The 26,241-nt window shown below is 72.1% G+C and carries 35 protein-coding genes; 34 read left to right on the top strand and 1 reads right to left on the bottom strand.

Annotated elements, in window-relative coordinates; all coding sequences use genetic code 11:
• Positions 1–76 precede the first annotated feature (76 nt).
• The 15 genes from ACZ7LB_RS03720 (at position 77) to ACZ7LB_RS03790 (ending at position 10,393) form a co-directional block, all read left to right on the top strand.
• A complete protein-coding gene (locus tag ACZ7LB_RS03720; RefSeq protein WP_471465216.1) occupies positions 77–421 on the top strand; it encodes a helix-turn-helix domain-containing protein in 345 nt (114 codons plus the stop codon).
• A 17-nt stretch (positions 422–438) separates the two neighbouring features.
• Positions 439–1,197, top strand: a complete 759-nt coding sequence (locus ACZ7LB_RS03725; protein ID WP_471465217.1) for a DUF6907 domain-containing protein — start codon at positions 439–441, stop codon at positions 1,195–1,197.
• Positions 1,194–1,403: a hypothetical protein gene (locus ACZ7LB_RS03730; RefSeq protein ID WP_471465218.1), complete on the top strand. Its 210-nt coding sequence runs from the start codon at positions 1,194–1,196 to the stop codon at positions 1,401–1,403. The genes ACZ7LB_RS03725 and ACZ7LB_RS03730 overlap by 4 nt, the downstream gene beginning before the upstream one ends.
• Before the next feature lie 184 nt (positions 1,404–1,587).
• A complete protein-coding gene (locus ACZ7LB_RS03735) occupies positions 1,588–1,845 on the top strand; it encodes a hypothetical protein (protein WP_471465219.1) in 258 nt (85 codons plus the stop codon).
• A gap of 81 nt (positions 1,846–1,926) precedes the next feature.
• Positions 1,927–2,781: a toprim domain-containing protein gene (locus ACZ7LB_RS03740; protein WP_471465220.1), complete on the top strand. Its 855-nt coding sequence runs from the start codon at positions 1,927–1,929 to the stop codon at positions 2,779–2,781.
• A 149-nt stretch (positions 2,782–2,930) separates the two neighbouring features.
• Positions 2,931–4,124 carry a hypothetical protein gene (locus ACZ7LB_RS03745; RefSeq protein ID WP_471465221.1) on the top strand — a complete coding sequence of 398 codons (1,194 nt, stop codon included), beginning with the start codon at positions 2,931–2,933 and terminating at the stop codon, positions 4,122–4,124.
• A gap of 303 nt (positions 4,125–4,427) precedes the next feature.
• Entirely contained in the window at positions 4,428–4,949 is a 522-nt protein-coding gene (locus ACZ7LB_RS03750) for a single-stranded DNA-binding protein (RefSeq protein WP_471465222.1), read from the top strand.
• A 100-nt stretch (positions 4,950–5,049) separates the two neighbouring features.
• Entirely contained in the window at positions 5,050–5,670 is a 621-nt protein-coding gene (locus tag ACZ7LB_RS03755) for a hypothetical protein (RefSeq protein WP_471465223.1), read from the top strand.
• A 417-nt stretch (positions 5,671–6,087) separates the two neighbouring features.
• Positions 6,088–6,561 (top strand): RNA polymerase sigma factor, encoded by a 474-nt coding sequence (locus tag ACZ7LB_RS03760; protein WP_471465224.1) that lies wholly within the window; start codon positions 6,088–6,090, stop codon positions 6,559–6,561.
• Complete coding sequence (locus ACZ7LB_RS03765) at positions 6,558–6,956, top strand: DUF6907 domain-containing protein (protein ID WP_471465225.1); 399 nt, start codon at positions 6,558–6,560, stop codon at positions 6,954–6,956. Before ACZ7LB_RS03760 ends, ACZ7LB_RS03765 begins: the two co-directional genes overlap by 4 nt.
• Positions 6,953–7,252: a hypothetical protein gene (locus tag ACZ7LB_RS03770; RefSeq protein ID WP_471465226.1), complete on the top strand. Its 300-nt coding sequence runs from the start codon at positions 6,953–6,955 to the stop codon at positions 7,250–7,252. The genes ACZ7LB_RS03765 and ACZ7LB_RS03770 overlap by 4 nt, the downstream gene beginning before the upstream one ends.
• Positions 7,249–8,484: a helix-turn-helix domain-containing protein gene (locus ACZ7LB_RS03775; RefSeq protein ID WP_471465227.1), complete on the top strand. Its 1,236-nt coding sequence runs from the start codon at positions 7,249–7,251 to the stop codon at positions 8,482–8,484. Before ACZ7LB_RS03770 ends, ACZ7LB_RS03775 begins: the two co-directional genes overlap by 4 nt.
• A gap of 117 nt (positions 8,485–8,601) precedes the next feature.
• A complete protein-coding gene (locus ACZ7LB_RS03780) occupies positions 8,602–9,282 on the top strand; it encodes a hypothetical protein (protein WP_471465228.1) in 681 nt (226 codons plus the stop codon).
• Entirely contained in the window at positions 9,279–9,791 is a 513-nt protein-coding gene (locus ACZ7LB_RS03785) for a hypothetical protein (RefSeq protein WP_471465229.1), read from the top strand. The genes ACZ7LB_RS03780 and ACZ7LB_RS03785 overlap by 4 nt, the downstream gene beginning before the upstream one ends.
• The gene (locus tag ACZ7LB_RS03790) at positions 9,788–10,393 is read left to right on the top strand and encodes a hypothetical protein (protein WP_471465230.1); all 606 of its coding nucleotides are present in this window, start codon (positions 9,788–9,790) and stop codon (positions 10,391–10,393) included. The genes ACZ7LB_RS03785 and ACZ7LB_RS03790 overlap by 4 nt, the downstream gene beginning before the upstream one ends.
• 162 nt (positions 10,394–10,555) lie before the next feature.
• Here ACZ7LB_RS03790 and ACZ7LB_RS03795 read toward each other — a convergent pair whose 3' ends face one another.
• Entirely contained in the window at positions 10,556–10,717 is a 162-nt protein-coding gene (locus ACZ7LB_RS03795) for a hypothetical protein (protein ID WP_471465231.1), read from the bottom strand.
• A gap of 305 nt (positions 10,718–11,022) precedes the next feature.
• On the opposite strand from ACZ7LB_RS03795, the gene ACZ7LB_RS03800 reads away from it, so the two are divergent.
• The 19 genes from ACZ7LB_RS03800 to ACZ7LB_RS03890 all read left to right on the top strand — a co-directional run bounded on the left by ACZ7LB_RS03800 (position 11,023) and on the right by ACZ7LB_RS03890 (position 26,233).
• Positions 11,023–11,292 carry a helix-turn-helix domain-containing protein gene (locus ACZ7LB_RS03800; protein WP_471465232.1) on the top strand — a complete coding sequence of 90 codons (270 nt, stop codon included), beginning with the start codon at positions 11,023–11,025 and terminating at the stop codon, positions 11,290–11,292.
• 22 nt (positions 11,293–11,314) lie between these two features.
• Positions 11,315–11,515 carry a hypothetical protein gene (locus ACZ7LB_RS03805; protein ID WP_471465233.1) on the top strand — a complete coding sequence of 67 codons (201 nt, stop codon included), beginning with the start codon at positions 11,315–11,317 and terminating at the stop codon, positions 11,513–11,515.
• Between the two features lie 280 nt (positions 11,516–11,795).
• Positions 11,796–12,278 (top strand): hypothetical protein, encoded by a 483-nt coding sequence (locus ACZ7LB_RS03810; RefSeq protein ID WP_471465234.1) that lies wholly within the window; start codon positions 11,796–11,798, stop codon positions 12,276–12,278.
• A gap of 14 nt (positions 12,279–12,292) precedes the next feature.
• Entirely contained in the window at positions 12,293–12,574 is a 282-nt protein-coding gene (locus tag ACZ7LB_RS03815; RefSeq protein ID WP_471465235.1) for an HNH endonuclease, read from the top strand.
• 18 nt (positions 12,575–12,592) lie between these two features.
• Positions 12,593–13,018: a hypothetical protein gene (locus ACZ7LB_RS03820; protein WP_471465236.1), complete on the top strand. Its 426-nt coding sequence runs from the start codon at positions 12,593–12,595 to the stop codon at positions 13,016–13,018.
• 303 nt (positions 13,019–13,321) lie between these two features.
• A complete protein-coding gene (locus tag ACZ7LB_RS03825) occupies positions 13,322–13,501 on the top strand; it encodes a hypothetical protein (RefSeq protein WP_471465237.1) in 180 nt (59 codons plus the stop codon).
• Positions 13,494–14,984 carry a terminase gene (locus ACZ7LB_RS03830; RefSeq protein ID WP_471465238.1) on the top strand — a complete coding sequence of 497 codons (1,491 nt, stop codon included), beginning with the start codon at positions 13,494–13,496 and terminating at the stop codon, positions 14,982–14,984. The genes ACZ7LB_RS03825 and ACZ7LB_RS03830 overlap by 8 nt, the downstream gene beginning before the upstream one ends.
• 11 nt (positions 14,985–14,995) lie before the next feature.
• A complete protein-coding gene (locus tag ACZ7LB_RS03835; protein WP_471465239.1) occupies positions 14,996–16,297 on the top strand; it encodes a phage portal protein in 1,302 nt (433 codons plus the stop codon).
• Positions 16,294–16,965, top strand: coding sequence for an HK97 family phage prohead protease (locus ACZ7LB_RS03840; RefSeq protein WP_161227642.1), 672 nt, complete (start codon positions 16,294–16,296; stop codon positions 16,963–16,965). Before ACZ7LB_RS03835 ends, ACZ7LB_RS03840 begins: the two co-directional genes overlap by 4 nt.
• Before the next feature lie 86 nt (positions 16,966–17,051).
• On the top strand, positions 17,052–18,269 hold the full coding sequence (locus ACZ7LB_RS03845; protein ID WP_471465240.1) for a phage major capsid protein: 1,218 nt from the start codon (positions 17,052–17,054) through the stop codon (positions 18,267–18,269).
• Positions 18,270–18,327: 58 nt separating this feature from the next.
• Positions 18,328–18,552, top strand: a complete 225-nt coding sequence (locus ACZ7LB_RS03850) for a hypothetical protein (protein WP_471465241.1) — start codon at positions 18,328–18,330, stop codon at positions 18,550–18,552.
• Positions 18,553–18,565: 13 nt separating this feature from the next.
• Positions 18,566–19,117 carry a head-tail connector protein gene (locus ACZ7LB_RS03855; RefSeq protein WP_471465242.1) on the top strand — a complete coding sequence of 184 codons (552 nt, stop codon included), beginning with the start codon at positions 18,566–18,568 and terminating at the stop codon, positions 19,115–19,117.
• Positions 19,117–19,572, top strand: coding sequence for a hypothetical protein (locus ACZ7LB_RS03860; RefSeq protein WP_471465243.1), 456 nt, complete (start codon positions 19,117–19,119; stop codon positions 19,570–19,572). The genes ACZ7LB_RS03855 and ACZ7LB_RS03860 overlap by 1 nt, the downstream gene beginning before the upstream one ends.
• Positions 19,573–19,590: 18 nt before the next feature.
• Positions 19,591–19,776: a hypothetical protein gene (locus tag ACZ7LB_RS03865; protein ID WP_471465244.1), complete on the top strand. Its 186-nt coding sequence runs from the start codon at positions 19,591–19,593 to the stop codon at positions 19,774–19,776.
• A 2-nt stretch (positions 19,777–19,778) separates the two neighbouring features.
• Entirely contained in the window at positions 19,779–20,276 is a 498-nt protein-coding gene (locus tag ACZ7LB_RS03870; protein WP_471465245.1) for a phage tail tube protein, read from the top strand.
• A gap of 3 nt (positions 20,277–20,279) precedes the next feature.
• Complete coding sequence (locus ACZ7LB_RS03875) at positions 20,280–20,792, top strand: hypothetical protein (RefSeq protein ID WP_471465246.1); 513 nt, start codon at positions 20,280–20,282, stop codon at positions 20,790–20,792.
• Positions 20,793–20,804: 12 nt separating this feature from the next.
• The gene (locus tag ACZ7LB_RS03880) at positions 20,805–21,251 is read left to right on the top strand and encodes a S1 domain-containing protein (RefSeq protein ID WP_471465247.1); all 447 of its coding nucleotides are present in this window, start codon (positions 20,805–20,807) and stop codon (positions 21,249–21,251) included.
• A gap of 134 nt (positions 21,252–21,385) precedes the next feature.
• Entirely contained in the window at positions 21,386–25,240 is a 3,855-nt protein-coding gene (locus tag ACZ7LB_RS03885) for a hypothetical protein (RefSeq protein WP_471465248.1), read from the top strand.
• Positions 25,241–26,233, top strand: coding sequence for a phage tail family protein (locus ACZ7LB_RS03890; RefSeq protein ID WP_471465249.1), 993 nt, complete (start codon positions 25,241–25,243; stop codon positions 26,231–26,233).
• Positions 26,234–26,241: the final 8 nt, after the last annotated feature.

Below are 26,241 nucleotides of genomic sequence, written 5' to 3' on the forward strand. Positions count from 1 at the left end.
CACCGAAGCAGGATCTATGCGCACAGTTGCAGAGTGAAGCTTGCACGAGGGGCAACAATCGGCCTACTCTCCATCTATGCGCACCAAATCAACATCACTGCGCAGTACCTCCCCGTTGCGTGCAGTCCGCACCGCCAGGGGCATGGGGCTGCGAACTGTGGCAGAGCGGGCCCACATCGACCCCGGTCACCTCTCCAAGGTGGAGCGGGGCGAGAAGCAGTTGTCCGTAGAGGCTCTCTACCGCCTGGCCCTCGTGCTTGAGCTGCGAGAGCTGGCCAAGCTTCTGAGCCCATACATCCCTCAGCGTGATGGCACGGTCGCTCCCGAGGTCCAGTCGGGAGCAGCTGGCAGGGAAAACGACGAAGCGGCCGGGGTCCAGCCGGCCGCCTCTGTCGAGCACTCCGCACCTATCGACAAGTAAGAGAACGGAACACGCTCATGTCCAAGGGAACCACGACGTCAACGGCGACGTCGACCCGCCCCGGTCCGCACACCGGGGTCACCGTTGCCATCGGCGCGGTCCGGATCACGTCCCCCGCCAACGAGCCGGTGCGGGTCTGGGCCACCCCCGATTTCGACGAGTACGCCTACGAGACCGTGTACAACCCGGCCCGCATCAGCCTCGCCGAAGCCGAAGCCCGCGTCCGCGCCCAGCTCGCCGAGTACAACGTCGGGGTCGCCGGGTTCCTCAACGGCGACGGCCCCCTCACCGCCCAGATGCGCGGCGCCGAGTGGATGACCCGCTGGAGCTGCCCCACCTGGTGCATCACCAAGCACGACGAGCCGTCCGAACCGGACTGGCACTCCACCGCCCCGGTGGAGACCACGCTGCGCGACATCGACGCCAGCTCCTCGGCGTCCGAGAACGCGCGCGTCCCGTTCCTCGCCGCGCGCATCGTCCTCGCGAACGACAAGCCGCAGGCCTACGGGCGCGAGACCCGCGTCTGGCTCGACTACGGCACCACGACCGGCGAGCTCACGGCGGCCGAGGCCCGTGCGGTGCTCACCGAGATGCGCGGCTTCGTCGCTGAGCTGGAGGCCGTCGTCGACCAGGCCGAGGAGATCGCCAAGGACGACTTCGACGGCGACCCCGAGATCGCCCGGCTCGACCGTGAGGCAGGGGACCGCCGCATCGCGGCCCGCACTGCCACGCTCGAAGCGAAGGTCGACGCCGTGCTGGCGGTGATGCGGGGATGAGCACCGTGAACGAGACGCCGGCGACCGGGAAGGCCCGGCGTCGCCGGTCCCGTCCGGTCCGCTTCGAGGACCCTGTCCGCAACGCGGCCTACTGGGCTCGCATCGAGCGGATCGTGGACGAGGCCCCGCCCCTCAGTGACGAGCAGATCGCCACCCTGCGGGTGCTCTTCGCCCCCGCCGTGGCCAAGCTCCGGGCGGCGAAGTGAACAAGCAGGCACTTCCGCAGTGCGGGCACTGGATCGGCGCCGAGCTGCGGCCCTGCCAGGAAGCCGACCGGGTCCGCCCCTTTCTCCCCGGCCTGCGTTGCCCGGCCCACTCCCCGAACGCTCTTCGTGGTCTGCCCGAAACCCCGCCCGGGCCCGGCTGGCCGATCCACCGCAAGGAGGCACGGTGACCAAGAAGAACCCCGGCCAGTGGCCGGTCAACCAACCTGCCGACCTGGGCGCCCTGACGCCGCAGACCGAGGACCGCCTGTACGTGCAGCGCGCCTCCGAGCGTGCGCTGCACGAGATGGTCCTCGACTCCATCCGGCACGACCTGGAGCAGCAGCCCAGCCCGCTGACCGTGATCACCGCCGCGCGGAACTGGTGCTACCGCATCACCGCCGCCGCCGACGACATCGCCCAGGCCAAGCGCAAGGCCGCATGACCGCGCGCGGCCGCCGCGTCCTTCCACGCGGCGGCCGCGCGCCACGAACCACCAGACCCAGCTCGTAGAAGAGAGCAGTTCGTGACTGACACGATCGCCTTCAACAGGCTCGCGGATCTCCTCCGCGACAGGGGCGAGCCCATGCGGTACCAGGGCGGCGCGCTCCGTACCCGCGGCATCTGCCACGGCGGTGACGCCCCCGGCACCGTCGCCATCAAGCGCACCGCCGAAGGCGTCGCCGTCTACTGCCACAAGTGCATGGGCAACGAGGACTTCCTCACCGAGGTCGGCTGGACCCTGGCCGACCTCTTCGACAAGCCTCTCGAACGTCCCCTCGATCGGCCTGCCGACGACGCGTGGATTCCCTGCCTCGACCGGGGGCACAAGCGGGTCGCGCAGTACGTCTACCGCGACGCCAACGGCCACACTGTGCACGGAGTCACCCGCTGCGACCACAAGGACTTCGCGCAGTGGCGGCCCGCCCCCGACACCAAGACGGGGCGCCGCTGGTCCCTCAACGACAAGCAGGGCAACCGGCTCGTGCCCCTGGTCCCCTACCGGCTGCCCGAACTGCACGCCGCGAAGGAAGCAGACCGGGTCATCTGGATCGCCGAGGGCGAGAAGGACGTCCACGCGCTCATCGACCACGGCCTGGCCGCCACCTGCAACGCGGGCGGGGCGGGGAAGTGGACCGCCGAGCACGCTCAGTACCTTGAAGGCGCCGACGTCACCATCGTCGCCGACCGCGACGCCAAGGGCCGCGAGCACGCCACCGTCGTCGTCGACTCCCTTCGGGGCCTTGCACATTCCGTGTACGTCGTCCAGGCCCGCACCGGCAAGGACGCCGCCGACCACTTCGCCGCCGGTCACACCGACTCCGAGTTCAACCAGGTGTGGGCACCCGTCCCGTACCCGGGCGACCCGGCGGCGGCATGAGTATCGCGGCGGCCTGGGCGCCGGACGTCCACGAGGCAGACCCCGAGGTTGCTGGCCGACCCGGGCGTCTGCCCGAGGAGTTCTGGAACGCCCGGCCGCTGTTCAAGCACATCCGGGATGCCGCGCATTCCGAAGGCTGCTCTGGCGATGTGCTGTTCTACAGCAGCCTCGCCCGCCTTTCCGGCATGGTCTCCCACCACTACCGGGCGGTCACCGGCATCGGCGGGCGGGCGTCACTCAACATCTTCTCGGCGATCGTCGGCAACTCCGGTGCGGGCAAGTCCACCGGATCCTCGCTGACCCGGAACCTGATGCCCGCGCCCGAAGGTGACTTCCGTGACGGTCTGCCCGTGGGCAGCGGCGAGGGCATCGCCGAAGCCTTCATGGGCACCGTCGAGGAGAACACAGGGGAGCTTCACACCCACGGCAGAAACAAGGGCGACCCCGTCACCCGCCGGGTCCGCAAGCAGGTGCGCCACAACGCCTACTTCTACGTCGACGAGGGCCAGACCATCGCCAAGCTCGGCGAGCGGAACGGTTCCGTCCTCGGCGAGACTCTGCGTCGGGCCGCCGTCGGCGAAACGCTGGGGCAGACCAACGCCAGCGAGGAACGGACCCGATACATCCCGGCCGGCTCCTACAGTCTGGGCCTGCTCGTCGGCTTCCAGCCCAGCACCGCGGTGCCAGTCCTCGCAGACGCGAGCACCGGCACCCCGCAGCGCTTCCTGTGGGGCTGGGCAGACGACCCGGCCATCCCCGACTTCCCTCCGGAGAACCCTGGCCCACTGTCCAGGCATCCCGGCACCCGGCAGCTCAGCGAGCCGCGCGACCTGAAGTTCCCGGAGCGGATCCGCCGGCTCCTGTGGGCTGAGCGGATCGCCCGCAACCGCGGCGAGATCGAAGTCCCGGAACTCGACGGCCACGCGGGACTGATCAAGGTGAAGGTAGCGGCCATGCTCGCGCTGCTCGACGACCGCGAGTACGTCACTGAGGACGACTGGTCGCTCGCCGAGATCGTGTGGACGGCATCGTGCGGGGTGCGTGACCACCTGGTGGAGCGTGCGCAGCGGGAGGCCGCCGCCGAGCGGGAGCGGGAGGAGACGGCCAAGGTCCTGCAGGTCGTTCGGGAGCACGAGGCGATGGCGGATGCGACCGTCGCCGTCGAACGGGTGGCCCGCCTGGTGCGCAAGCACTCTTCGCAGGTCGGCGGCATCACCTGGGGCGAGCTGAACCGCCGTATGGCGAGCCGGGACCGGAAGGTGCTCCGCAAGGCCGTGGACCTGGCGGAGGCCCGGGACTGGGTGTTCGGCGAGGGCGACCGCCTCTGCGTGAAGACGGACTGATCGGACGTGCAGGGGCGTGGACGCGCGCAGCGATGTGGACACGTGGACACGTGTCCACAACCCCCCGTCTCGTTCAGAGAAGCCCGCCCTAGACCGCTCTATATAACAACAAATAGGACATGCGTGTTCACTCGCGTCACGCGCGACGGGGGGACGTGGACACGCGTCCACATGTCCACGTCCACATGTCCACACCTGAACGCCGCGCAAGAACGGCCGCCCGCGGAAACCAGGTCGGCCACTCACCAGCACTCCCCAGCCGTGGGGATACACCCACGGCTGCCCATCCCGAAGGAGTTCGTCATGGCAGGCGAGACCGTGATCACCGCTGTCGGCAATCTGGTCGACGACCCCGAACTGCGCTTCACCCCCGCAGGCGTGGCCGTTGCGAAGTTCCGCATTGCGTCCACCCCGCGCACGTTCAACAAGAGCACCAGCCAGTGGGAGGACGGCGAGGCCCTGTTCCTCACCTGCTCGGTCTGGCGGCAGGCTGCCGAGCACGTCGCCGAGTCCCTCACCCGGGGACTCCGCGTCATCGTCCAGGGGCGGCTGAAGCAGCGCAGCTACGAGGACCGTGAGGGCGTCAAGCGCACGGTCTACGAGTTGGACGTCGACGAGGTCGGCCCGTCCCTCACCTTCGCCACCGCCAAGGTCACCAAGGCCAGCAGCGGACAAGCTTCCCGCCAGGAAGCAAGTGGCGACCCGTGGGCCGGCGCCCGCCCGGCGAACGGCCAGCAGCAGAACGGCGGCTGGGGCGGCACCCCGCCCGCGCAGCAGCAGCCCGCAGCACAGCGCGCCGGGCACAGCGACGAACCCCCCTTCTGAGCGGCGCTGGCCGGGCCCGCAGGATCGGGCCCGCCCCCAGCCGCAACCCGCGCTGAACTCCCTGAAGGAGTCCAGTCGCCCACCCCGAAGGAGATCCCCTGTGTCCACCTGCGAGTGCTGCGGCAACGCTGCCCGCGGCTACCTGTGCACCCGGCACGGGGACGAGCTGGTGAAGAACCTGCTCGACCTGCCCGGGCTGTACGACGAGGTCGGCGAGTGCCTGGTGCCCCGCCGTTCCACGTTCGGCGACATCATCCCGACGCGAGGTTCGGCCGGCCCGCGGTCGCCGGTCAACGAGGACGTCATCGACACGGTGAACTGGGGCCGCGCCTGCGAGGTGATGCGCTCGTGGCGGGAGGACGTGCGGCGGGTCCGGTGGCCGCACCGGGGTGCTCCGCCTCCGGGCGGGCTGGTGGAGGACTGCCGGTGGCTGGCCCTGCAGCGTGACTGGATCGTGGCGGCCTATCCGGCGGCCGGGGATCTGGCGCGTGAGGTGCTGGAGCTGCGGCGTGCTGCCGAGTCTGTCGTGGGGGCGCTGGAGCCGCGGCCGCAGCGGCTGGGGAACTGTGTGGCCGTGACCGGGGAGGGTGTGGTCTGCGGGGCGGTGATCAGCCGTCTGCCCGGGGAGACGCGGCTGGTCTGCCCGTGGTGCGGCTACGTGTACGAGACGGCGCAGGACTGGGCGTTGCTCGTGCACTTCGCCCCCAAGGAAGCAGCGTGAGCGCGCCGAACGCTTGCAGGGGGACACTGTGTCCCCCTATACTGAGCTGCGTGCCAACCTCCAATTGGCGCGAGCGCGTTGCTGCCGAATCTCGGCGACAGCGTGAGCTACGGGACGAGATCGCGGCCAGCGCCCGACGCCGAGCAAGAGCGTTCGAAGAAGGCGTCCGAGAACTCGGAACGAAGAAGGCTGTCGCCCGGGAAACCGGGATCGACGTCCGCATCGTGCGAAGAGCGATGAACGAGTACGGACCGGCGACTGCACCGCCGCCCGACTCCACAACTGAAGACCAACCCAACGAGTAAGGCCCCCCGGCTTAGGCGACTGCACCGCCGGCCGAGGGACCTGTACCCGCCACTCGGGAGGCGCGCAAACGCCGACCCGAGGACTTGATCACGAGAGAGAAGCGACCTCCTCATGACCCAGCAGAACCTTAGCGCGCCCACGTGCGCGCCGATCGACCCCGCCCAGCAGCTCGACGAGCTGTTCACCACCACCTACAGCAGCTACCTGCCGATGGTCCGCGCGACCATCCACCACCTGCTGGACGACAGCGACAAGCACCTCGTCGACGACCTCACCCAGAACACCTTCCTGGCGTTCTACCGGCGACTCCACAACACCACCGAGATCCGAAACACCGGCGGCCTCCTGCGCGTCATGGCCCGCCAGTCCATCAGCCACCACTTCCGGCTGATGCGGAACAGCCACGAGAAGCCCGCCGACCTCGGCCACTGGACCTACGCCAACCGGGAGATGGACCCCACCGGCGCCGGCTACTACACCCCGGCCGCCACCGGCTTCCGCACCGCCGCCCTCGCCAACGGCGACTCCGACCCGAACATGGACGAGGCCCTGCGCCGCGCCCGCCAGGGCGGGGGCAAGCGATGACCACCCCCCAGGACCCCCAGTACCGGCACGGCACCGTCACCCTCCGCACCATCGACCACGGCCAGGTCACCGTGACCGAACCCGCCTGGTGCACCGGCCACGACAACGACCCCGTCAACGCCCTCGCCGACCTCACCCACAACGGGGCGGCCACCACCGCCAGCGCGATCACCGCCCGCTACGGCCAGCTCGACATCATGGACGCGCACATCACCCAGACGCCGCACGGGCGCACCCTGCCCGAGCCGCGCCCCCTGCTCGCCGTCCACGTCGACATCGACGCCACCGTCGCCCCCGAGGACGCCCGGCACCTCGCCCAGGCCCTCCGCGTCGCCGCCGTCCGCCTCGACCGCCTCATCGCCGACCTCGCCCACCTGCGAGGTGAGCACCGATGAGCCAGACCCCCGACACTCTGACCGGCCCGGTCCGGGCCCTGCTCGCCGCGATCAGCGAAACCCTCACCCTGCCCCACCCCGGCCACGACTACACCGACCTTGTCAGGTACGAGCGGCACGCCAGCGACCGCATCACCCGGATCCAGGCCGCCATCCGCGCCACCCTCGGCGGCGAAGCAACCCTCGGCCTCCAGTGGGAGGCCGACTACCTCCGCAAGCAGACCGAGCTGCTCCCGGCCGACTACCGGACCGTCGACGAGTACGTCGAGGCCCTGAAGGCGGGTGGGGGCCAGTGAACACCCTCGCCTCGCCCGTCCTCACCATCACCGCCCTCGTCCTCGCGCTCGCCGTTCTCGGCCTGCTCCTCCGGGCGCTCCGCAGGACACCGGCCGCCGTCGCCGTTGCCTCCCTCGCTGCGATGGCCTGCACCGCCTACAGCGCCGACACCAGCTGGCGGTTCGCCGAGCACCGCCTCGACATGGCCTCCGCCACCGAACGCGGCGCCATGTTCGCCGCCGCCGAGCTGGCCCTGTTCTCCTGCGCCCTGATGGCCCGGCAGAACTTGCGCGCCCAGGGCGCGCCCGGCACGCCCGGCATCCTGGTCTGGGTCATCACCGGCGTCCAGGTCATCCCCGCTTACAGCGAGTCCGGCATCATCGGCGGCACCGTCCGCGCGGTCGTCGGCCCCGTCCTCGCCGCTCTCCTCTGGCACCTCGCCATGGGTATCGAGCTGCGCCACGGACGGCCCGACGCCGCCTCCCAGTCCCTGCCCGCCCTCCTCGCCCGCGAGGCCCGGGAGCGGCTGCTGTCCCGCCTCGGCCTCGCTGTTCGGGACCGCAGCGCCGAGCAGATCACCCGGGACCGCTGGACCCTCAAGGCTGTCGACCTCGCCGCGAAGCTCGCCGACACCCCGGACACCCGCGGCCGCCGCCGGGCCCGTACCGCCCGTCGGCTCTCCGTCGCCGTCGGCAAGGCCCAGGCAGGCGCCTCCGAGGAGCAGCGGGCCCGGCTGCTGGAGCTGCTCGCCGCCCGCCGGCACGCCGCCTCCCTCGCCACGATCACCCTGGCGTCCCCGTGGCAGGACACCGACGCGGACGCCCAGGACGCCCGGGACGCGCCCGCGTCCCCGAGCGTCCCGCCCTACCCCCACCCCGTCCCGCCCGGCACCCGGCTCCTGCCGATCGTCGCGCGCCCCGAGGACGCCCCCCGGGACGGCCAGGACACGCAGGACGCGCCCGCGTCCCGGGCCGTCCCGCCCTACCCGCGCCCGGTCCCGCCCGGCGCCCGGCTCCTCCCCCTCATCGCGCGCCCTGAGGACACCCAGGACGCGCCCGAGACGGAGCAGGACACCCCCGCGCCGCCGCTGCTGACCTCTGCAGACGTCGCCCGGCACTACGGCATCGAGAAGTCCACCGTCCGCACCTGGGTGTCCGCAGGACGCATCCCCGTCCACGGCAAGGACGCCCGGGGACACAACCTGTTCCACCCCGACGACCTGCCCCAGCTCCAGGTCAGCACCCCCGTTTGAAGAGACCGGGCGGCAGGCCCCTCCACGGCCTGCCGCTGGTACTCCACCCGGCCACGCTGCCGCTCACCGCCCAGCGTCCTGCCCCCGCTCGTCTGGTCCTTCCACTTGAGGATTCCCATGATCAGCCGACAGCACGGCCAGGCCGCGCGCCCGCCCCTCGGCGGTGACGAACTGCGCGCCCGCGCCCTCCTCCGCCGGTCTCACGTCAGCCCCTTCGGCCACCAGGACCCCGCCATGACCATTCCCGAGCCCCGACGACCCGTCACCCCGACCCGGATCATCCCCGCCGGTGCCCCGCTGCCCGCCCGGGCGCCCGAGCCCGGCGAGGCCCCGCCCTGGCGCACCCCGCCCCCGCCCCCGCCGCCCGCCGCGGCGCCCCCGGTGCCCGTGCCCGCAGCGCCGCCGCCCGGCCCGCTCCCGCAGGTCGTGCACCACATCCACGAGCTGGTGCTCACCGTGCCCGAGCCGGAGCCCGCACCGCCCCCGTGGTGGGCACGGCTCTGGGACCGCCTCGTCACCTGGCGGATGATCCTCGCCATCACGGCCGCCCTCACCCCCTGGGCCGGCGGCCGCAGCCCCGTCGGCCTCTGGGCCGGAGCCCTCCACGACGCCCGCACCGAAGCGGGCGTCCTGGCCGCCTACATCGTCGCCACCGTCGCGATCGGCGCCGCGTGGGCCCTCGACCGGCGCACCGGCCGCGTCGTCCCCCGCTTCCTCCTCGTCACCGCCAGCCTCGGCGCCCTCGGCGTCTTCGACTGGTGGGACCCCTTCCTGATGCTCACCGGAGTCACCCGATGACCGGCACCACCACCCTGACCCTCGGCGGCCTCCTCGCCGCCCTCATCATCCTGACCTGCAACCTCTACCCCTGGTGGACCGGCAACAGGGAGCTGAAGCAGCTGGCCGCGTTCGGGAAGGGCTTCGGCGGCGCCGCGTGCGCCGCAGCCTGCCCCGGCGGCCTCCTCGGCTGGGCCCACTCCCGCACCGGCACCGTCGCCAACGGCACCGGCGAACGCGCCGGGACCGCCGCCACCGGCACCGCCTCCGGCAGCGGACTGACCACCGGGCAGCTCACCGGCCTGGGCACCACCGGCGCCGTCGTCGCCGTCATCGTCATCGTTCTCGTCGTCCTCGCCTTCAAGGCCGCAGGCAAGAAGGACAAGAAGCGGATCGTGGGCGGCGCGTTCGTCGGCTCCGTCCTGCTCCTCACCGCCGGTGTCGCCGGGGCCCTGGCCTGGCTCCCCGGCGCGCTCAACGGGGTCGGTGACGCGGTGGTCGCCGCTGTGCAGGGAGCGGGGGTCCTGTGAGCCGCCTCGCCCGCCCGGCCGCCCGGCTCACCACCGGCCACCGGCTCACCGCCCGCCGCACCGGCGCCGCCCTCGCCCGCTGGACCCGCCGCGCCCGCCGCAACGACCTCACCGGCTGGCGCGCGGTCCTCGGCTGCTGGGCCCGCCTCGCCCTCCTCGCCCTCGGCCTCTACCTCGGCTGGCGCCTCATCCGCGCCCTGCCCGCCCTCCTCTGCCCCCTCACCGCCGCGTGGCTGACCCTCGCCTGGATCACAGGCCGACCAGCCCCCGAAGAGGCCGAGGAGACCCCCACCGAGCCCCTGCCCCAGGAGCCCCCGCCGGGGGCATCGGGGAAGGCCCTGCGCACCCTCCTCCTCGACCTCATGGGAGAAGGCTCCGGGGTGCACCTCCGCACCGTCCTCGCCCACCTCCAGGAGCACGGCCAGTGGGAGGGCCGCACGGTCAGCGACCTGCGCGCCCACCTGGCCGCCCTCAGGGTGCCCGTCTCCCGGTCCGTGAAGGTGGCCCGTGTGCCCACCTGGGGGGTCCGCCGACGCGACCTCACCGCCACTCCCCCCGAGAGCGCCCCGGCCCCGTCTCCCGCAGCGTCTACCGCCGCCTGACCTGCACGTCTACCACTCCGTCTACCGGCATCTACCGCCCGTCTCCGGGCCCGTCTCCCTCGATGGGGGCGGGCCCGGAGACGTCGTAGCACCCCGCGCGCCCCGGGGAATGGGCCGGCGCCCGCCCCGCTAGATGCGGGACGGGCGCCGGGCGCGTGGTGTTCAGCGGCGGGTGAGGCGGACGCGGTAGATCCTGACGGCAGCGATGATCGCCGCGCAGATGCCCCAGAAGATCCAGGCGCCGGTGGGGGTGTCGACCGCAGCCAGGGTGATCCCTGCTGCGGTGATCGCGATGATGTCGCCGTACCGGATGAGCGGGTGCATGTGGCTCCTTCGTGGCTGGCCGGGTGGGTGGTCTGTCTGGGATGATGGGGACCCCGGAGGGGGCGACTAGTCTTCGCCCCCTCCGGTTTCTCAGCGGCGGCGGTGGCGCCCCCGGCGCTTCACCGCTTCCCTTGCGTACCACCCGCAGATGCAGGTGGCGATTGCGCCGATCGCGGAGATGATCAGCGAGGCAAGGACTGCCGCTCGGTCCCAGTTCATTCTTTCCTCCTTTCTCCCCCGTGCTTGTGACTCCACTGTACATCCCAGGATGTACAGACGTCAACCCCGGGATGTACAGTGACGTCATGGACACCATCCAGAACGCCTTCGACCAGATCAGCGCCACCGCCGCCGACCCCGACCCCGCCACCCGGGCCAAGCAGGCCGCCGCGATCCTCGACCGCATCCCCGACCTCCAGAAGGCCCTCCGCGAGATCCGCCGAGCCGCCGTCCTCGAAATGCGTGCCGCCGGAGCCAGCCACGCCGACGTCGCCGCCGCCCTCGGAGTCACCCGCTCCCGCGCCCAGCAGATCGCAGAAGGCCAAGCAGGCGGCACCAAGAAGAAGACCACCTGAGCGCTGGCGCATCATGGGGCGTATGGACCACCTGTACGCCCCGCCCGGCCGCCTCACCACCCGCCAGACTGCCCAGCTCCTCGGCATCGCTCCGGGCAGCGTCCGCCAGCTCGTCCGCCGCGGCCACCTCACCCGCGTCGGCGGCACCCAGCGCCACCCCTGGTTCGCCGCCCGGGATGTCGCCGCCCTCTACGCCACCCGCCGCGCACAAGCCGCCGCTTGACCCCAGGTCAGAGACCTGTCACGATCGCGGTGAACACCTGTGCCCGCAGACGGCACCACGAGACTCACGATGAAGCCCCGGACGGCCACCAGGCCCCGGGGCTTCCTCGTGCCTACACGTCCGCGCAGGGCGCCCGATCGCTCACAACGTGCGGGTTGCTGCTGGCGCTGCACCCTGCGCGGACCCGCCACGTCACAGGACGGACACACCGTCACCACGCTGCCCCCACATGCCCGAGGATGACCCCCACGCCAGCATCCCGACATCCCTGGGGGGACCCGTGCTCTTCAACAGAGATCCTGAGAAAGCCGCCGCACGCGCCGCAGCCCGCGAGGAACGACGCGCACAACGACGCGCCGCCGCCGACCAGCGCGCCCAGGAACGCCTCGACCTCAAGCTCTGGCGTGACGACCACCCCGCCGAGACCACCCTCAACCAGGCCGCGCGCATCGGCGCCTGGCCCTCGTCCAAGAAGGGCCAGACCGGCGCGGGCCCGGTCCGAGGAGGCCAAGCCGAGTTCGTCAACGCCGGTGCCCACAAAGCGTGGACCGCGACCCGGCTCCTGGCTGGCGCCGCAACCCTCGGCACCTCGGCGGTCGTGACCGGCCGGAAGGACAAGGGCGCAGCGATGATCAACGTCATCTTCGGGAACGGAGCAGCCCAGACCTACAAGGTCACGCCCGAGTCGGCCACGCTGCGCGCTGCGAACCAGTACGTCAACGCGTTCAACGCCCTCGCCGCCCAACTGGACGGCGAGCAGTAGGACAGGAGGCGCCCGTGACCGGCAACCCCCGCAACGGGCGCCCCTACCGCCGCCTCGTCGACTGGCTCCGCGCGCAGCGCCTGCCCTGCTGGCTCTGCGGCCGGGAGATCGGCTACCACCTCGACGCCCGGCACCCGCTCAGCTTCACCCTCGACCACGAACAGCCCCTCTCCCGGGGCGGCCAGCTCCTCGACAAGGCCAACGCCCGGCCCGCGCACCGCCGCTGCAACAGCGCACGCGGCAACCGCACCGCGCCACCCCGGCCCGCACCACGACAACCCCAGCTCAGGTGGTGACACACAGTGCTGTACGTCGTGACCGGTCCGCCGGCTGCGGGCAAGACGAGCTGGATCGAGAGCAGAGCCAAGCCGAGCGACATCGTCATCGACCTCGACCGCATCACCCGCGCGCTTTCCGGCCCCGGCGCCCCCAACTGGAACCAGAACCCCACCCTGCTCCGCGTGGCCCACAAGGCCCGCTACGCAGCCATGCACGAGGCGTTCGAGCACCGCACCCGCACCGACGTCTACCTGATCCACACCATGCCCTCCGCGAAGTGGCTCGCCCGCTACCGGCGCATGGACGCCCAGGTCATCGCCGTCGACCCCGGACGCAGCATCGTCATGGCCCGGATCGACGCCATGCGGGACCCCGAGATGCGCCGGGTCGCCACCCGCTGGTACCGGTCGCGGACCGCGACCGCCCCCGGCCAGAGCGCCGGGACCGCGCTGGAGTGGTGACCGGGCCCCCTCCCCCCTGCCTGTCTTTTGAGGGCGGGACCGGGCGACCCAAAAGCCCTTGTCGCCCGTTTTTTTGCGCGGGGCTATTCACCTCGAACTCAGTTCGACTGAATTAGTGGCTAATCACCGCGAACCGGGTTCGACCGAATTAGCGGAAGTCACACACAGTTACATAACTAAGAGTGACGACCGGGGGTGATCATGGGTGCGGTCGAGGACAAGATCACAGAAGAGATCGACCAACTCCGTTCGGACGAAATAGCGCCTGGCCTTGCGCAAGTCGCGCTCCGGCTGGCGCGGTCGATGGATGAGCCCGGCGGGCAGACCGCCCTCGCCAACGCCGCGACGGCGCTACGGGCCGTGATGGTGGAGCTGCGGAAGCTGGCGCCCGTGGGCGAGGAGGGGGACGGCGTCGATGACATCGCTCGTGAGCGGGCGGAGCGCCGCGCGCGGCTCCGTGCCGTCCCGGCCGCCGGTGAGTGACGACGGGCGGGTCTACGGCTGGCAGATGCCGCCGATCGAGACCGTGCCTCCGGCGGTGTCCAGCGCCGGCCAGGAGGCCATCGAGCTGGCCGCGCGGGCGGGTCTCCACCTGGACCCGTGGCAGCAGCACGTGCTGCGCCGCGGGATGGGGGAGCGGGCGGACGGGTCGTGGGCCGCGTTCGAGTGCTGTGTCAACGTGCCGAGGCAGAACGGCAAGGGCGGGATCATCGAGGCCCGCCAGCTATGGGGGCTGTACATCGGCGGTGAGCAGCTCATCCTCCACTCGGCGCACGAGTTCAAGACGGCGAAGGCCGCGTTCAAGCGGATCGAACGACTGATACGCGGGTGCCCTGACCTGCACAAACGTGTGAAGGCGTACCGGTACACGGTCGGTGAGGAGTCGATCGAGCTGCACTCGGGGCAGACGCTGCGGTTCATCGCCCGGTCGAAGGGCAGCGGGCGGGGCTTCACCGGCGACTGCAACATCCTCGACGAGGACATGATCCTTGGTGACGACGCGATGGACGCCCTGCTGCCAACCATGGCGGCCGTGGACAACCCGCAGATCTGGTACCTCGGTTCGGCGGGGATCGGAGCGCCCTCGGTGCAACTCGGCAGGCTGCGGCGCCGCGCCCTGGCCGCCCTGGAGTCCGGCACCCCGGACCCGTCGCTGGCGTACTTCGAGTGGTCGTGTGACCTGCACGTGGACGAGTGCCCGAGGGACTGCGACAAGCACGACGACGCGGGATCCGACGAGGCGGTACTCAAGGCCAACCCGGCGATCGGCTACCGGCTGACGCTGGAGAAGACCGCCAACGAACGGTCGACCCTGAGCGCCGCGGGCTACGCGCGCGAGCGGCTGGGGGCCGGCGAGTACCCGGCGGACGAGGCGGAGACGTGGCAGGTCATCGCGGAGGAGGCGTGGCGGGCCCTGGCCGTGGGGGATGTCCAGGCGGTCGCCGGGGCCCGTAGGGCGGGCCCGGTGGTGCTGTCCGTCGACATGACGCCGGAGCGGTCGCACGCGGCGATCAGCGCGGCGTTCCCGTATCTGGGCGGTGTGCACGTCACCGTCGTGGACCACCGGCCCGGGACCGGGTGGATCGTGGAGCGGGCCAAGGAGCTGCACAGGAAGTACTCCCCGCGGTGCTGGGTCGTCGACCCGGCCAGCCCGGCGGCCTCGCTCATCCCGGAGCTGGAGGAGGCCCTGGGCATCGAGGTCGTCAAGCCGAAGGCCCGGGACATGGCGGCGGCCTGCGGCCAGTTCTACGACGCGGTCACCACGCAGGCCATGACGCACTTCGACGATGCGCCGCTGGCGTCGGCGCTGGCGGGCGCGCAGAAGCGTCCGCTGGGGGATGCGTGGGCGTGGGCCCGGCGGATCCCGTCGGTGGACATCAGCCCGCTGGTGGCCGGGACGCTCGCCAAGTGGGGGCTGGGGGCCGGCGTGGAGAAGCCGAAGAACATCCTGGAGAGCGTGTGGTGAAGGGGGCAGTCATGAGGTGGTGGCCCTTTCGCCGGACGGCGCTGAAGCGGGCGATCTCCTATCAGGACGTGTGGGGGGCGGGGGCGGACCCGGCGGCGCTGCGGGGGACGGGCCAGGAGCGGGCGCTGCGGCTGTCGCCGGTGTACGCGGCTACGCGGCTGCTGGCGGACGCGGTGGCGTCGCTGCCGGTGAAGATGTACCAGCAGGCGGGGGACGGGCGTCTGCCGATGCCGCTGCCCGTGCTGCTGCGGACGCCTGCGGCGGCGGGCTCGCGCTACGACTGGCTGCACCGCTGCATGACCTCGCTGACCCTGCGGGGCAACGCGTATGGGCTGGTGGTGGGCTGGGGGCCGGACGGGTGGCCCAGCCAGGTGGAGTGGCTGCACCCGGACGACGTCCACGTCGAGGACAACTTCGCGCCGGTGCCGGTCTGGTACTACAAGGGCCGGCGGCTGGAGGAGGGGCAGCTGTTCCACATCCCGGCCTACACGCTGCCCGGGCAGACCCTGGGGCTGTCGCCGATCGGGCACTTCGCGGTGACGACGGAGACGGGGCTGCTGGCGAACCAGTTCGGGCGGGACTGGTTCGCGAACGGCTCGACGCCCAGTGCTGTCCTGGAGACGGACCTGGAGGTCGGCCAGGACGCGGCGAACATCCTCAAGGCCCGGTTCAAGGAGGCGGCCCAGGGCCGGGACGTGGTCGCGCTGGGCAACGGGGTGAAGTACCGGCCGATCAGCGTGCCCGCCGAGGAGTCCCAGTTCCTGGAGACGATCAGGGCGACCGCCAACCAGATCGCCGCGATCTACGGGGTGCCGCCGGAGAAGGTGGGCGGGGAGACGGGCGGCAGCCTCACCTACGCCACGGTCGAGCAGAACAGCATCGACCTGCTGACGTGGACGGTCCGGCCGTGGCTGACCCGTCTGGAGCAGGCGCTGTCGCGGCTGCGGCCGCCGGAGCAGGAGGTCCGGTTCAATCCGGACGCGATGCTCCGCACCGATCTGCTGTCCCGGATGCAGGCCCACGGGATGTCTCTGGACCAGGGGTGGCGCAACCGTGACCAGGTGCGGGCCCTGGAGGACGAGGCGCCGCTGCCGAACGGGCTGGGGCAGACCTACCTGCCGCTGTCGTCGGCGATGTCGGTCAGCCTCGACCCGGACCAGGCCACGGCCCGCAACATCGTCGAGATGGTGCAGAAGCTCGGCTCCGGCGTCGGCGTGATGCTGACGGCGGACGAGGCGAGGGACATCCTCAACCAGGCCGGTGCCAGGCTCACCGGCTCCTACAGGCCGCCCGCGGCGACGGAGGGACCATGACAGAGCAGGAGCGTCGGTTCACGCGCGGCCTCGTGGAGGTCCGGGCGGCCGGCGACAGCAGGACGATCGGCGGCTACGCCGCGAAGTTCAACAGCCTCTCGCGGAACCTGGGCGGGTTCGTGGAGCGGATCGACCCCGGCTTCTTCGCGAAGAGCGAGGGGGACGGCTGGCCGCGGGCCATGGCCCGCTACAACCACGACAGCAACATGCTGCTCGGCACCACCCGGGCGGGCACGCTGCGGCTGCAGACCGACGGCACCGGCCTGGACTACAGCGTCGACGTGCCGGCCGCACGGGCGGACGTGTACGAGCTGGTGCAGCGCGGCGACGTGTCCGAGTCGAGCTTCGCGTTCTTCACGTTCGAGGACGACTGGGCGATGACCGATGACGGGTTCCCGGTGCGGACGCTGCTGTCCGGGCAGCTCGTCGACGTCGCGCCCGTCAACGATCCGGCCTACCTGGACACGTCGACGGGCCTGCGGTCCCTCGCCCAGCGGGCGGGCGCGGACCTCGCGGAGGTCCGGGCGGCGGCCGACGCCGGTGAGCTGAAGCGGTTCCTCGGGGCCCCGGCCCCCACGGTCATCCCGGGCAGCGGGCAGGGCGACACCCACCCGCTCCTCGCGGTACGGCAGCGGCGGGCCGAGCTGATGAACCGCCGCACCTTCTGAGGCAGGGCGACACCCACCTCACCCATCCACCACCAGACACCCGCGGCCACCGGCCGGGGGTGTCGTCGTCATGCCCAGGAGGGCTCATGTCCAGCCACATCAAGGCGCTCCAGGAGCGCCGCGCGAGTATCTGGGAGCAGGCCAAGGCGCTGCTCGACGCCGCCGAGAAGGAGAAGCGGGACCTGTCGGCGGAGGAAGAGACGCAGTACCAGGCGCTGAACGCCGACCTCGACAAGATCGACGCGCGGGCCAAGCAGCTCGCCGAGGCGGAGCAGCGGAACAAGGACGCCGAGGAGGCGTTCGCGAAGCTCCTCGCCAGGCCGGCCGACCAGCGGCAGGCCCCGCAGGACAAGGACTCCGAGCTGCGCCGGTGGGCGCGGGGCGAGGTGCGCGGCATCGACATCCCGGTGCCCGCCGGCGTGGCCTTCCGGGACCTGCTCAAGGGCACCGCGACCGCGGGCGGCCACACCGTGCCGGTCACGTTCTACGGCCAGCTCGTCCAGCACCTCATCGAGGTGTCCGGCGTGATGATGGCGGGCCCCACCGTCCTGAACACGGCGTCGGGCGAGAGCATCGACATCCCGGTGACGACCGCGTACTCCAGCGCGGCCCTGACCCCCGAGGCCGCCACCCTGACCGAGTCGGACCCGGCGTTCGCCAAGCGGACCCTGGGCGCCTACAAGTACGGCGTCCTGCTCCAGGCGTCCACCGAGCTGCTCACCGACTCCGGTGTGGACCTGGAGGGCTTCCTGTCCATGCAGGCCGGGCGGGCGCTCGGCAACGCGTTCGGCGCCCACGCGGTCACCGGCGACGGGTCCTCGAAGCCGACCGGCGTGATCACCTCCGCGACGACCGGGAAGACCGGCGGCACCGGGGCGGGCGGCGCGTTCACCGCGGACGACCTGATCGATCTGTACTACTCGGTCATCGCCCCGTACCGGAACAGCGGCTCGTGCGCCTGGCTGATGCGGGACGCCACGCTCGGCGCGGCCCGGAAGCTGAAGGACGACCAGGGCCAGTACCTCTGGCAGCCGTCGATCCAGGTCGGCGTGCCGGACCTGCTGCTGGGCAAGCCGGTGCACACCGACCCCACCGTGGCTGCCGTCGGCACGGGCGCGAAGTCCGTCGCGTTCGGTGACTTCTCCCAGTACTTCGTCCGCATGGCGGGCGGCGTGCGGTTCGAGCGGTCGGACGACTACGCGTTCAACTCCGACCTGGTCACCTACCGGGCGATCATCCGCGCGGACGGGCTCCTGGTGGACCAGACCGGCGCGGTCAAGGTCTTCGCCGGCGCCGCCACCTGATCCCGGGCCGGGGCCGCCCCCGGGGCGCCCCGGCCCGCCCACCACGAAGGGAGTAGCCATGCGCGTGCGCATGAGTGTGAGCCTGTCCGGGACGAGGGACGGCGAGCCGTGGCCGCCGCGGGGCCACCTGGCCGACCTGCCCGACGGGGAAGCCGCCGACCTGGTGGCCGCCGGCCTCGCGGAGCCGCCCGGCGACGACGAGAACCCGCTGGAGACGGCGACGGCCCCCGAAGCGGAGACCGCGACCGCCGGCCGCCGCAAGGCCCCCGCCCGCGGCAAGTAGCAGGGGGGCGGGCATGGCGCTGCTGACACTGCACGAGGCCAAGGCACAGCTGAACCTCACCGACGACACCGACGACGAGGAGCTGACCGCCTACATCGAGGCGATCGGCCCGGTCATCGACCGGTTCATCGGCCCGGTCGAGCCACGGCAGGTGACGGAGACCCACGAGGCCCCCGGAGCCCGCATCCTGTTCCTGCGCACACCCCCCGCCCTGGAGCTGACGGCGCTGGAGCCGCTCGTGACCGGCGGCCCCGGCTACGACGTGGCCGCCCTGGTCCTCGACGGCGCCACCGGCGAGGTCCGCCGCGCGGACGGCGGCCGGTTCCTCGGCCCGCTCCGCGTCACCTACCAGGCCGGACGGCCGGACATCCCGGCCACGGTCAACCTGGCGGCCCGCATGCTGGTCCAGCACCTCTGGCGGACCCAGAACGCGGGCCGGGGCCCGGTCCTGGCCGGCGGGGACGACTTCTCCGTCAGCGAGCCCGTCCCCGGCTTCGGCTACGCCGTGCCCAACCGGGTGCTGCAGCTGCTGGGCCCCTACCGGCTCGCCCCGGGGGTGGCGTAATGGCCTCCCGCGTACCCGAGGTGATCGCCCGCCTGGTGGCGCTGGGCAAAGCGGACCCGCTCCTGGCCGGGGTGTACGTGTCCGACGGGCCGGAGGTGACGGCGAGCACGGTGCCGGACTGGCTGGTCATCGGGTTCGACGGCGATCCGAACGGCGACTTCGAGGCCGCCCAGTCCGTCATCGAGTGGACGGACCTGGGCGGCACCGGCCGCGAGGAGGAGTTCCAGGTCACCTGCGCGGCCGCGACCAAGCGGGGCGACACGAACGCCCCGGCCGCCCGCCTCCGGGTCGAGGCGATCGGCGCCCGCCCCGAGGTGTGGCTCCGCGACGACCCGACGCTCGGCCTGCCCTCGCTGACGGCGTGGGTCTCCGGGACCCGGCTGGTGCAGGACCAGACAGACAGCGGCGTGCAGACGGTCCTCCTGATGACCGTGACCGGCCGCGCCTTCACCTAGGAGAGAGAGGGGCACGTCGTGAGCGTGCGGATGCAGCACAAGGGCCTGGACGAGGAGATCGAGGTGCCTGACATCTCGGTCAAGCACTACGAGCGGTCCGGGTGGGAGCGGGTCGAGGCGGAAGCCCCGGCCGCAGAGACAGCAGCGGCCCCGGCCGCGGAGACGCCGGCGGCACCGCGCCGCCGGCGAGAGGGAGGGGACTGACCATGGCAACGCCGATTCAGCCAGCGACGAGGTACTACCGGCGCGGCACCTCCCGGGTGCTCTGGGTGCCGACGATCGTCAACAAGCAGAGCCCGACCCGTGCCGAGCTGGACGCGGGCACGGCGCTGGAGGGCGAGACCGGGGCGATGCAGGGGTGGCAGACCACCTCGGGCACCGTGCCCACCCCCGCGCTCGGCTCCCGCTTCACGCCGACGGTGCCCGGCGAGATCACCGCCGCCGACTCCAGCCTGACGTTCTGGGCCAGCAAGGACGGCGACGATGTGCGCACCTTGCTGGTGCGCGAGGCCCGAGGGTTCATCGTGTGGATGGACGAGGGCGACGTCCCGGCCCAGCCGATGGACCTGTTCCCCGTGCAGGTCACCTCCCAGGCGAAGGTCCGTGAACTGGACGGCGCCGCACAGATCATGTGCCAGTTCGCGATCACCAGCGAGCCCGCCGAGAACGTCCTCATCCCCGCGGCTGCGGGCGGGGGCGGCTGAGCCGTGGTCCGCAGTGTGCAGATCCTGGGGACCGGCCAGCTGGTGACCCTGTCCCGGCGGCTGCGCACGGCGGGCGGCCCGCGGCTCCGGCAGAACACGGCCCGCCGGATCCGCCGGGCCGCGGAGCCGCTGCACCGGGACCTGCAGCAGGCGATCCGGACCCAGCCGTTGGTCAGCGAGGGCCGCAAGGCGGGGAAGCGGGGCGGCCGGTCCCCGACGACCAGGCCCTTCCGGGCGATGCTCGCGCGCGGCGTGCGGATCAGTGTCCGCTCGGGCGCCAGCCCGGGGGCCCGGGTCTGGATGGACTGGACCCGGCTGGAGCCGAAGGCGAACGGGGTCCCCCAGCAGATCGACGAAGGCCGCCTGCGCCACCCGGTGTTCGACAACCGGAAGCGGTGGGCGACGCAGTGGGCCCGCCCGGCGGGCTGGTGGACGAAGACGGTACGGGACGGGACCCCGCGGATGCGGGCCGAGATCGAGCGGGTCCTGGGCGACGTGCGCCGGGACCTGGAGTGAGAAAGGGACCTCGTGATCATCACCTATGTGCAGGACGACGGCACCAAGCTGGAGCTGTCGACGGAGGACCTGTCGGCGCTGGAGGCCGCCGCCATCGAGGAGGCCATGGGGGACACCCCGTGGCGCCTGGTCGAGGACCGGCTGCGCGTCCAGGACCCGACTGCGATGCGGGCGGTGCTCTGGGCCCACCGGCGCCGTGACGACAAGAACCTGGCCTTCCACACCTTCGACGTGCCCGGGTGGCGGCGGCGGCTGACCGCGCGGATCGAGCGGGCCGAGATCGACGAGGTCCTGACGAACATCCTCACCGAGGCCCTGGCCAAGTCGGAGGACTCCGCGATCGACGCGACGCTGCCGCACCTGCGGCGCCTGGCCTACGACCGGGCCGACGTGGACGCGGCGCTCGTCGCTCTGGGAAAAGGCCACCTGGTGCCCGACCCGACGGCATCCGGGGACTGATCACCGAGTACCGGTGGCTGCTGGCGCACTATCTGCACATCCGCCCGTGGGAGATCCAGCGTCTGTCTCCCGATGAGCTGGCGTCAGCGGTCGCCTGGATCAACCAGCACATCAGCCAGTAGAAGGGGGGACCGGTGTCGCGCCTCACCTTCACTCTGACGGGCCGTGACGAGCTGTCCCGGGTCCTGAACGGCACGGCCGACAGCGCGGACCGGCTGCGGCTGCGGCTGTCCGGCATCACGGCGGACTCGGAGGGCCGCCTGCGGGACCTGCGGGGCCGGTACCTGTCCGTCACCGACGCCCAGAACCGGCTGGCCGACTCCTCCCACGGGACCCGGGACGCACTCGGCCAGCTCCGGGAGGAGTCGGGGAAGCTCGGCGAGGCCCTGCGCTCCAGCCTCATCACCCTGGCCCCCGCGGCGATCCCCCTCGTGGCCGGGCTCGCCGGGTCGGCCGCCGTCCTGGCCGGGCAGCTCGGCGCGGTGACCCTGGCGGCCGGCGCCTACGCCCTCGCCCTCGGCCCGCAGATCGGCGCGATCGCGGAGGCGACCGAGGCGGAGAAGACGTGGCAGGCCGCGGTCGAGGAGTCCGGCGCCACCTCCCAGGCCGCTGCCCAGGCACAGGACCAGTACCAGAAGAAGCTGGCCTCCCTGCCGCCCGCGACCCGGGACGCCGCAGTCGCCGTCGGCCTGCTCAAGGACGCCTACGCCGACTGGTCCGACGAGCTGTCCACCGACGTGATGGCCCCGGTCACCAAGAGCATGGCCGTCGCCAACTCCCTGCTGCCCAAGACGACCGGCCTGGTCAAGGGCACGAGTCACGAACTGGACCGGCTGATCACCCTGGCCGCCGGCGGCGTCCAGACCCCCGGCTTCGACCGGATGAACGACCGGTTCACCACGTTCACCGAGCGGACCCTGCGCCACGGCGTGGACCGGCTGACCGTCTTCCTCGCCAAGGCGTCCGCCGGGGAACTGGACAACAGCGGCCTGGCCCGGTGGATGGACTACGCCCGCGAGCAGGGGCCCGCCGCCTGGCACACCCTGGAGCAGATCGGGGACGCCCTCCTCAACGTGCTGGAGGCCGGCGCCGACGTCGGTGTCGGCATGCTCGACGTGATCAACGCCCTGTCCGGGATCGCGGCCGCGGTCCCGCCCGAGGCCATCACCACGTTCGTGCAGCTCGCCATCGCGATCAAGGCGGTGAAGCTGGCCGCGGCGGGGACCACGGCCGCCAAGGCCGCGCTGCTCGCACTCGGCACGCAGGTCATGGCGCTGCGGACCTCCGCGGCCGGGGCGCCCGGCGCGATCGGCGGGGTGACCGCCGCGATCAGCGGACTGTCCCGCGGCGCGAAGCTCGCGATGGCCGGCACCGGGATCGGGCTGCTGCTCATCGGGCTGGACATGCTCTCGTCCAAGAGCGAGAAGCCCCGGGCCGACACCGACAAGCTGTCCACGTCGCTGCTCACCCTCGCCGACTCGGGCAAGGTGTCCGGGGAGGCGCTGCGCGTCTACGGCCAGGACCTCGGCGGCCTGGCCAAGGCCCTTGACACCCTGTACGACCGCTCGGGCTTCGAATCGTTCCTGCAGGGCTGGGCGGAGTTCCTCGGCACGGACTCCACCGACGTGAAGAACGCCAAGGCCGCCATCGACGACATCGACCAGGCCCTCGCCTCGCTGGTGTCCCAGGGCCGGGCCAAGGAAGCCGCGGCTGCCCTGGACATGGTCATGGCCAAGCTGGAGGACCAGGGCAAGTCCACGGACGGACTGCGCGGCCGGCTCAACGACTACAAGGAGGCGCTGGCCGGGCAGGCCATGGAGCAGCGGCTCGCGGCCGAGGCCATGGGCACCTTCGGCGCCCAGGCGCAGGAGGTGCAGCGCCAGCTCGACGCGCAGAAGGCCAGCGCCGACGGGCTCAGGCAGAGCATCCAGGCCCTCAACGACGTCCACCGCCAGGGCCTGACCGGCATGATCGGCTTCGAGGCCGCCGTCGACGCGGCGACGAAGGCCGCACGGGACAACGCCGGAGTCCTGCAGATGCAGGGCGGGGAACTCATCCTCACCACGGAGAAGCAGCGGGCCGCGGCGACCGCGCTCAACGACCTGGCGGCGAAGACCGACGAGGCCGCCGCGTCGGCGCGGGAGTCCGGCGCGTCCTGGGCCGAGGTGTCCCGCATCCACGAGCGGGGCCGTGACCAGCTCATCCGGTCGGCCACGCAGATGGGCCTCAACCGGGAGCAGGCCAAGGCCCTGGCCGGCCAGATCCTCAAGACCCCCGACAAGACCGCCTACCTGAAGGGCGACCTCCACGACCTCAAGGTCAAGCTGGCCGACGCGAAGGAGCGGCTGGCCAAGGCCCCGTCCTCGAAGACCGCAGAGATCAAGGCCGAGATCGAGGACCTGAAGCGGAAGATCCGCGAGGCGCAGGCCAAGATCGACGGCGTGCGGGGCAAGACCGTGGGCATCGGTGTCTACACCACCGAGTACTACAAGAAGGTCCAGTCGGGCAGCAACGTCCCGCCGATGCTGCGGAAGCAGGCGGCCGGCGGGCCGGTCAGCCGCTACGCCGACGGCGGCGAAGTCGTCCAGCTCATCCCGGACGGCGGCGCCGTCTTCGGGCCGGGCACCTCCACGTCGGACAGCATCCCGGCCTGGCTGTCGAACGGCGAGTACGTCATCCGGGCATCAGCCGTGGACCGCTACGGCATCGGCCTCTTCGACGCGCTGAACGCCGAACGGTTCGCCGGCGGCGGCCGGGCCGGTGACTTCCGGTACGCGCCGACCGCATCGGCAGCCGCGCGGATCTCTACCTCCACCGTGTCGTCCTGGTACGACGAGGACGTGCGTCGGCTCAAGGACGCCTGGGCGGAGCTGAACAACGCCCTGCGCGAGCAGGCGAAGAAGTCGACGGCGGCGACGCGGAAGGCGGTGGCGGATGCCCAGCGGGCGGTGAACGCCGCGGACAAGGCGCTCGGCCTGCGCGCCGGAAGCAAGGTGGGCGGGTTCAGCCTGACCGGCTACGCGACCAACCTCGGCGAGGCTGTCCGCGCGTCGGAGGCGTGGGAGCGGAACCTCAACCGGATCGGGAAGCGGGCCGGCGGCGACGTCGAGGAGACGCTGCGCGGGATGGGCGAGTCCGGCCGCTCCCTCGTCTCCGCCCTGGCCAAGGCCAGCACCCGCGAGTTCAACGGGATCGTCGCCAACCTGAGACGGCTGGCGCCGACGGCCGCGGCGACGCTCGCGGACTACACGAAGCAGCTCAACACCACGACGTCCGCCAGCCGGAAGTTCCAGGGCGACCTCCTCAAGTTGGCCGCCCGCGGCTACGGGGATCTGGTCATGCAGCTCGCGGGCCAGGGCGACGCGGACGCCATGGCGATCGCCGCCGCGGCGGTCAAGTCACCGGCGGCCGCGAAGAAGGCGTCGGCCGCGCTCCAGGCCAACGGCAAGCTGCTGTCGGCGGAGGAGCTTTCGGCGGCGGCGCAGATGATGGGCGCGCTCGCCGGGAAGAAGGGCGCGACCGTGGCGGACGTGGTGGCGGCGGGGGTGAGCTGGCCGATGATCGCCCACCTTGCGCCGCTCCTCGCCAAGGAGATCAAGGCCCTCCCCGGCAGCAGCGCCTTCGTGAAGGAGGTGAAGGGGCGCGGGGTACGGCTGGCCGAGGGCGGGCTGCTGACGGGCCCGGGCACCTCGACGTCGGACAGCATCCCGCTCTGGGGGTCGACGGGCGAGTACATGGTGAAGGCCTCCGCCGTCGCCCGGTACGGCGAGAAGTTCATGGACGACGTCAACGGGGAGCGCCTGGCGGTGGGGCGGGCGGCGCGGCCGGGGCTGCCGGCGCTGCCGGTCCGGACCGCACCTGCGGCCGGCACCGACCGCCCGGCGGTCACCTACGCGATCTACCCCCGCGCCAGCGTGATCGATGTCCACGACCTGCGGCTGATCCAGCGGCAGGAGGAGGCGCGCGAGCGCGTGAGGAGGCCCAGGTAGATGCCCCTGATCTCACCCGCCGTCATCGATCCGGAGGACCCCGGCCCGGAGATCCCGCCGCCCATCGAGATCCCCGAGGTCGGCTACGCGTCGATCACCTATGTCGACCCGACGGGGACGCGGTGGCCGATGACGGACCTCGCCGGGCAGTGGTACGCGCTGGCGGAGGGGGTGTCCGGGCTGGGGGCGGCGCCGGTCTCTCTGGTGACCGACCCCCATCCGCGCGGCGGGGAGCGGCTGCGGCACGTGCAGCCGCTCGCCCGCACGATCATCTGGCCGATGCTGGTCAAGGGCAGCGACCACATGGATTTCACGCGGACGTGGCGGGCCCTGGCGACGGCGTTCACCAGGACGCTGCGGGAGGGGCCGGGCTGGCTGGAGGTGGTCCGCCCGGACGGCTCCGGCCGCCGCATTGCCGTCCACTACGAGGAGGGCTGGGACGGGCTCGGCCAGCCCGCTACCGGGATCACCTGGGACAAGGCTGTGCTGACGCTCTGGTGTGAGGACCCGTACTGGGTCGACCTCCAGGCGCAGACCGTGCACCGAGAGCAGGGCGCCGGGGCGGACTTCCTCCAGCCGTACCCGACCGTGTCGTCCAGCCAGGTACTCGGTGCGACCACCCTCGTCCAGCCCGGCGACGTCGAGGTCTGGCCGACGTGGCGCATCACCGGCCCGGCCACCTCCGTCGCCTTCTCGGCGACCAAGCGGGTGCGGGGCCCGGCCGGACTCCGGACCGTGACCGAGGCGTTCACCCTCGACATGACCGCGACCGTCCACGGTGCGCTGCTGGCCGGGGAGACGGTGACGATCTCCACCGATCCGCCCCGGGTCCGCTCCGGCACCGGCGAGAACCTGACGAACGGGCTGAGCTGGCCCGGGGCGGTGCTCTGGTCCATCCCGCCGGGGTCGACACAGGTGAGCTTCCAGCTCGCCGGGGCCGGGCCCGGGAGCGCGGTCGATCTCCTCTACTACCCCCGCTACGAGACCGCGTGAGGAGGACC

This window comes from Streptomyces sp. NPDC107521 (assembly GCF_055598485.1).

What these genes read in the sequence shown, in the direction of transcription:
- ACZ7LB_RS03720 (WP_471465216.1), top strand. Translation starts at nt 77, where the DNA reads ATGCGCACCAAATCAACATCACTGCGCAGTACCTCCCCGTTGCGTGCA.
- ACZ7LB_RS03725 (WP_471465217.1), top strand. Translation starts at nt 439, where the DNA reads ATGTCCAAGGGAACCACGACGTCAACGGCGACGTCGACCCGCCCCGGT.
- ACZ7LB_RS03730 (WP_471465218.1), top strand. Translation starts at nt 1,194, where the DNA reads ATGAGCACCGTGAACGAGACGCCGGCGACCGGGAAGGCCCGGCGTCGC.
- ACZ7LB_RS03750 (WP_471465222.1), top strand. Translation starts at nt 4,428, where the DNA reads ATGGCAGGCGAGACCGTGATCACCGCTGTCGGCAATCTGGTCGACGAC.
- ACZ7LB_RS03760 (WP_471465224.1), top strand. Translation starts at nt 6,088, where the DNA reads ATGACCCAGCAGAACCTTAGCGCGCCCACGTGCGCGCCGATCGACCCC.
- ACZ7LB_RS03765 (WP_471465225.1), top strand. Translation starts at nt 6,558, where the DNA reads ATGACCACCCCCCAGGACCCCCAGTACCGGCACGGCACCGTCACCCTC.
- ACZ7LB_RS03770 (WP_471465226.1), top strand. Translation starts at nt 6,953, where the DNA reads ATGAGCCAGACCCCCGACACTCTGACCGGCCCGGTCCGGGCCCTGCTC.
- ACZ7LB_RS03780 (WP_471465228.1), top strand. Translation starts at nt 8,602, where the DNA reads ATGATCAGCCGACAGCACGGCCAGGCCGCGCGCCCGCCCCTCGGCGGT.
- ACZ7LB_RS03785 (WP_471465229.1), top strand. Translation starts at nt 9,279, where the DNA reads ATGACCGGCACCACCACCCTGACCCTCGGCGGCCTCCTCGCCGCCCTC.
- ACZ7LB_RS03795 (WP_471465231.1), bottom strand. Translation starts at nt 10,717, where the DNA reads ATGCACCCGCTCATCCGGTACGGCGACATCATCGCGATCACCGCAGCA.
- ACZ7LB_RS03800 (WP_471465232.1), top strand. Translation starts at nt 11,023, where the DNA reads ATGGACACCATCCAGAACGCCTTCGACCAGATCAGCGCCACCGCCGCC.
- ACZ7LB_RS03805 (WP_471465233.1), top strand. Translation starts at nt 11,315, where the DNA reads ATGGACCACCTGTACGCCCCGCCCGGCCGCCTCACCACCCGCCAGACT.
- ACZ7LB_RS03825 (WP_471465237.1), top strand. Translation starts at nt 13,322, where the DNA reads ATGGATGAGCCCGGCGGGCAGACCGCCCTCGCCAACGCCGCGACGGCG.
- ACZ7LB_RS03835 (WP_471465239.1), top strand. Translation starts at nt 14,996, where the DNA reads ATGAGGTGGTGGCCCTTTCGCCGGACGGCGCTGAAGCGGGCGATCTCC.
- ACZ7LB_RS03840 (WP_161227642.1), top strand. Translation starts at nt 16,294, where the DNA reads ATGACAGAGCAGGAGCGTCGGTTCACGCGCGGCCTCGTGGAGGTCCGG.
- ACZ7LB_RS03845 (WP_471465240.1), top strand. Translation starts at nt 17,052, where the DNA reads ATGTCCAGCCACATCAAGGCGCTCCAGGAGCGCCGCGCGAGTATCTGG.
- ACZ7LB_RS03850 (WP_471465241.1), top strand. Translation starts at nt 18,328, where the DNA reads ATGCGCGTGCGCATGAGTGTGAGCCTGTCCGGGACGAGGGACGGCGAG.
- ACZ7LB_RS03855 (WP_471465242.1), top strand. Translation starts at nt 18,566, where the DNA reads ATGGCGCTGCTGACACTGCACGAGGCCAAGGCACAGCTGAACCTCACC.
- ACZ7LB_RS03860 (WP_471465243.1), top strand. Translation starts at nt 19,117, where the DNA reads ATGGCCTCCCGCGTACCCGAGGTGATCGCCCGCCTGGTGGCGCTGGGC.
- ACZ7LB_RS03870 (WP_471465245.1), top strand. Translation starts at nt 19,779, where the DNA reads ATGGCAACGCCGATTCAGCCAGCGACGAGGTACTACCGGCGCGGCACC.
- ACZ7LB_RS03890 (WP_471465249.1), top strand. Translation starts at nt 25,241, where the DNA reads ATGCCCCTGATCTCACCCGCCGTCATCGATCCGGAGGACCCCGGCCCG.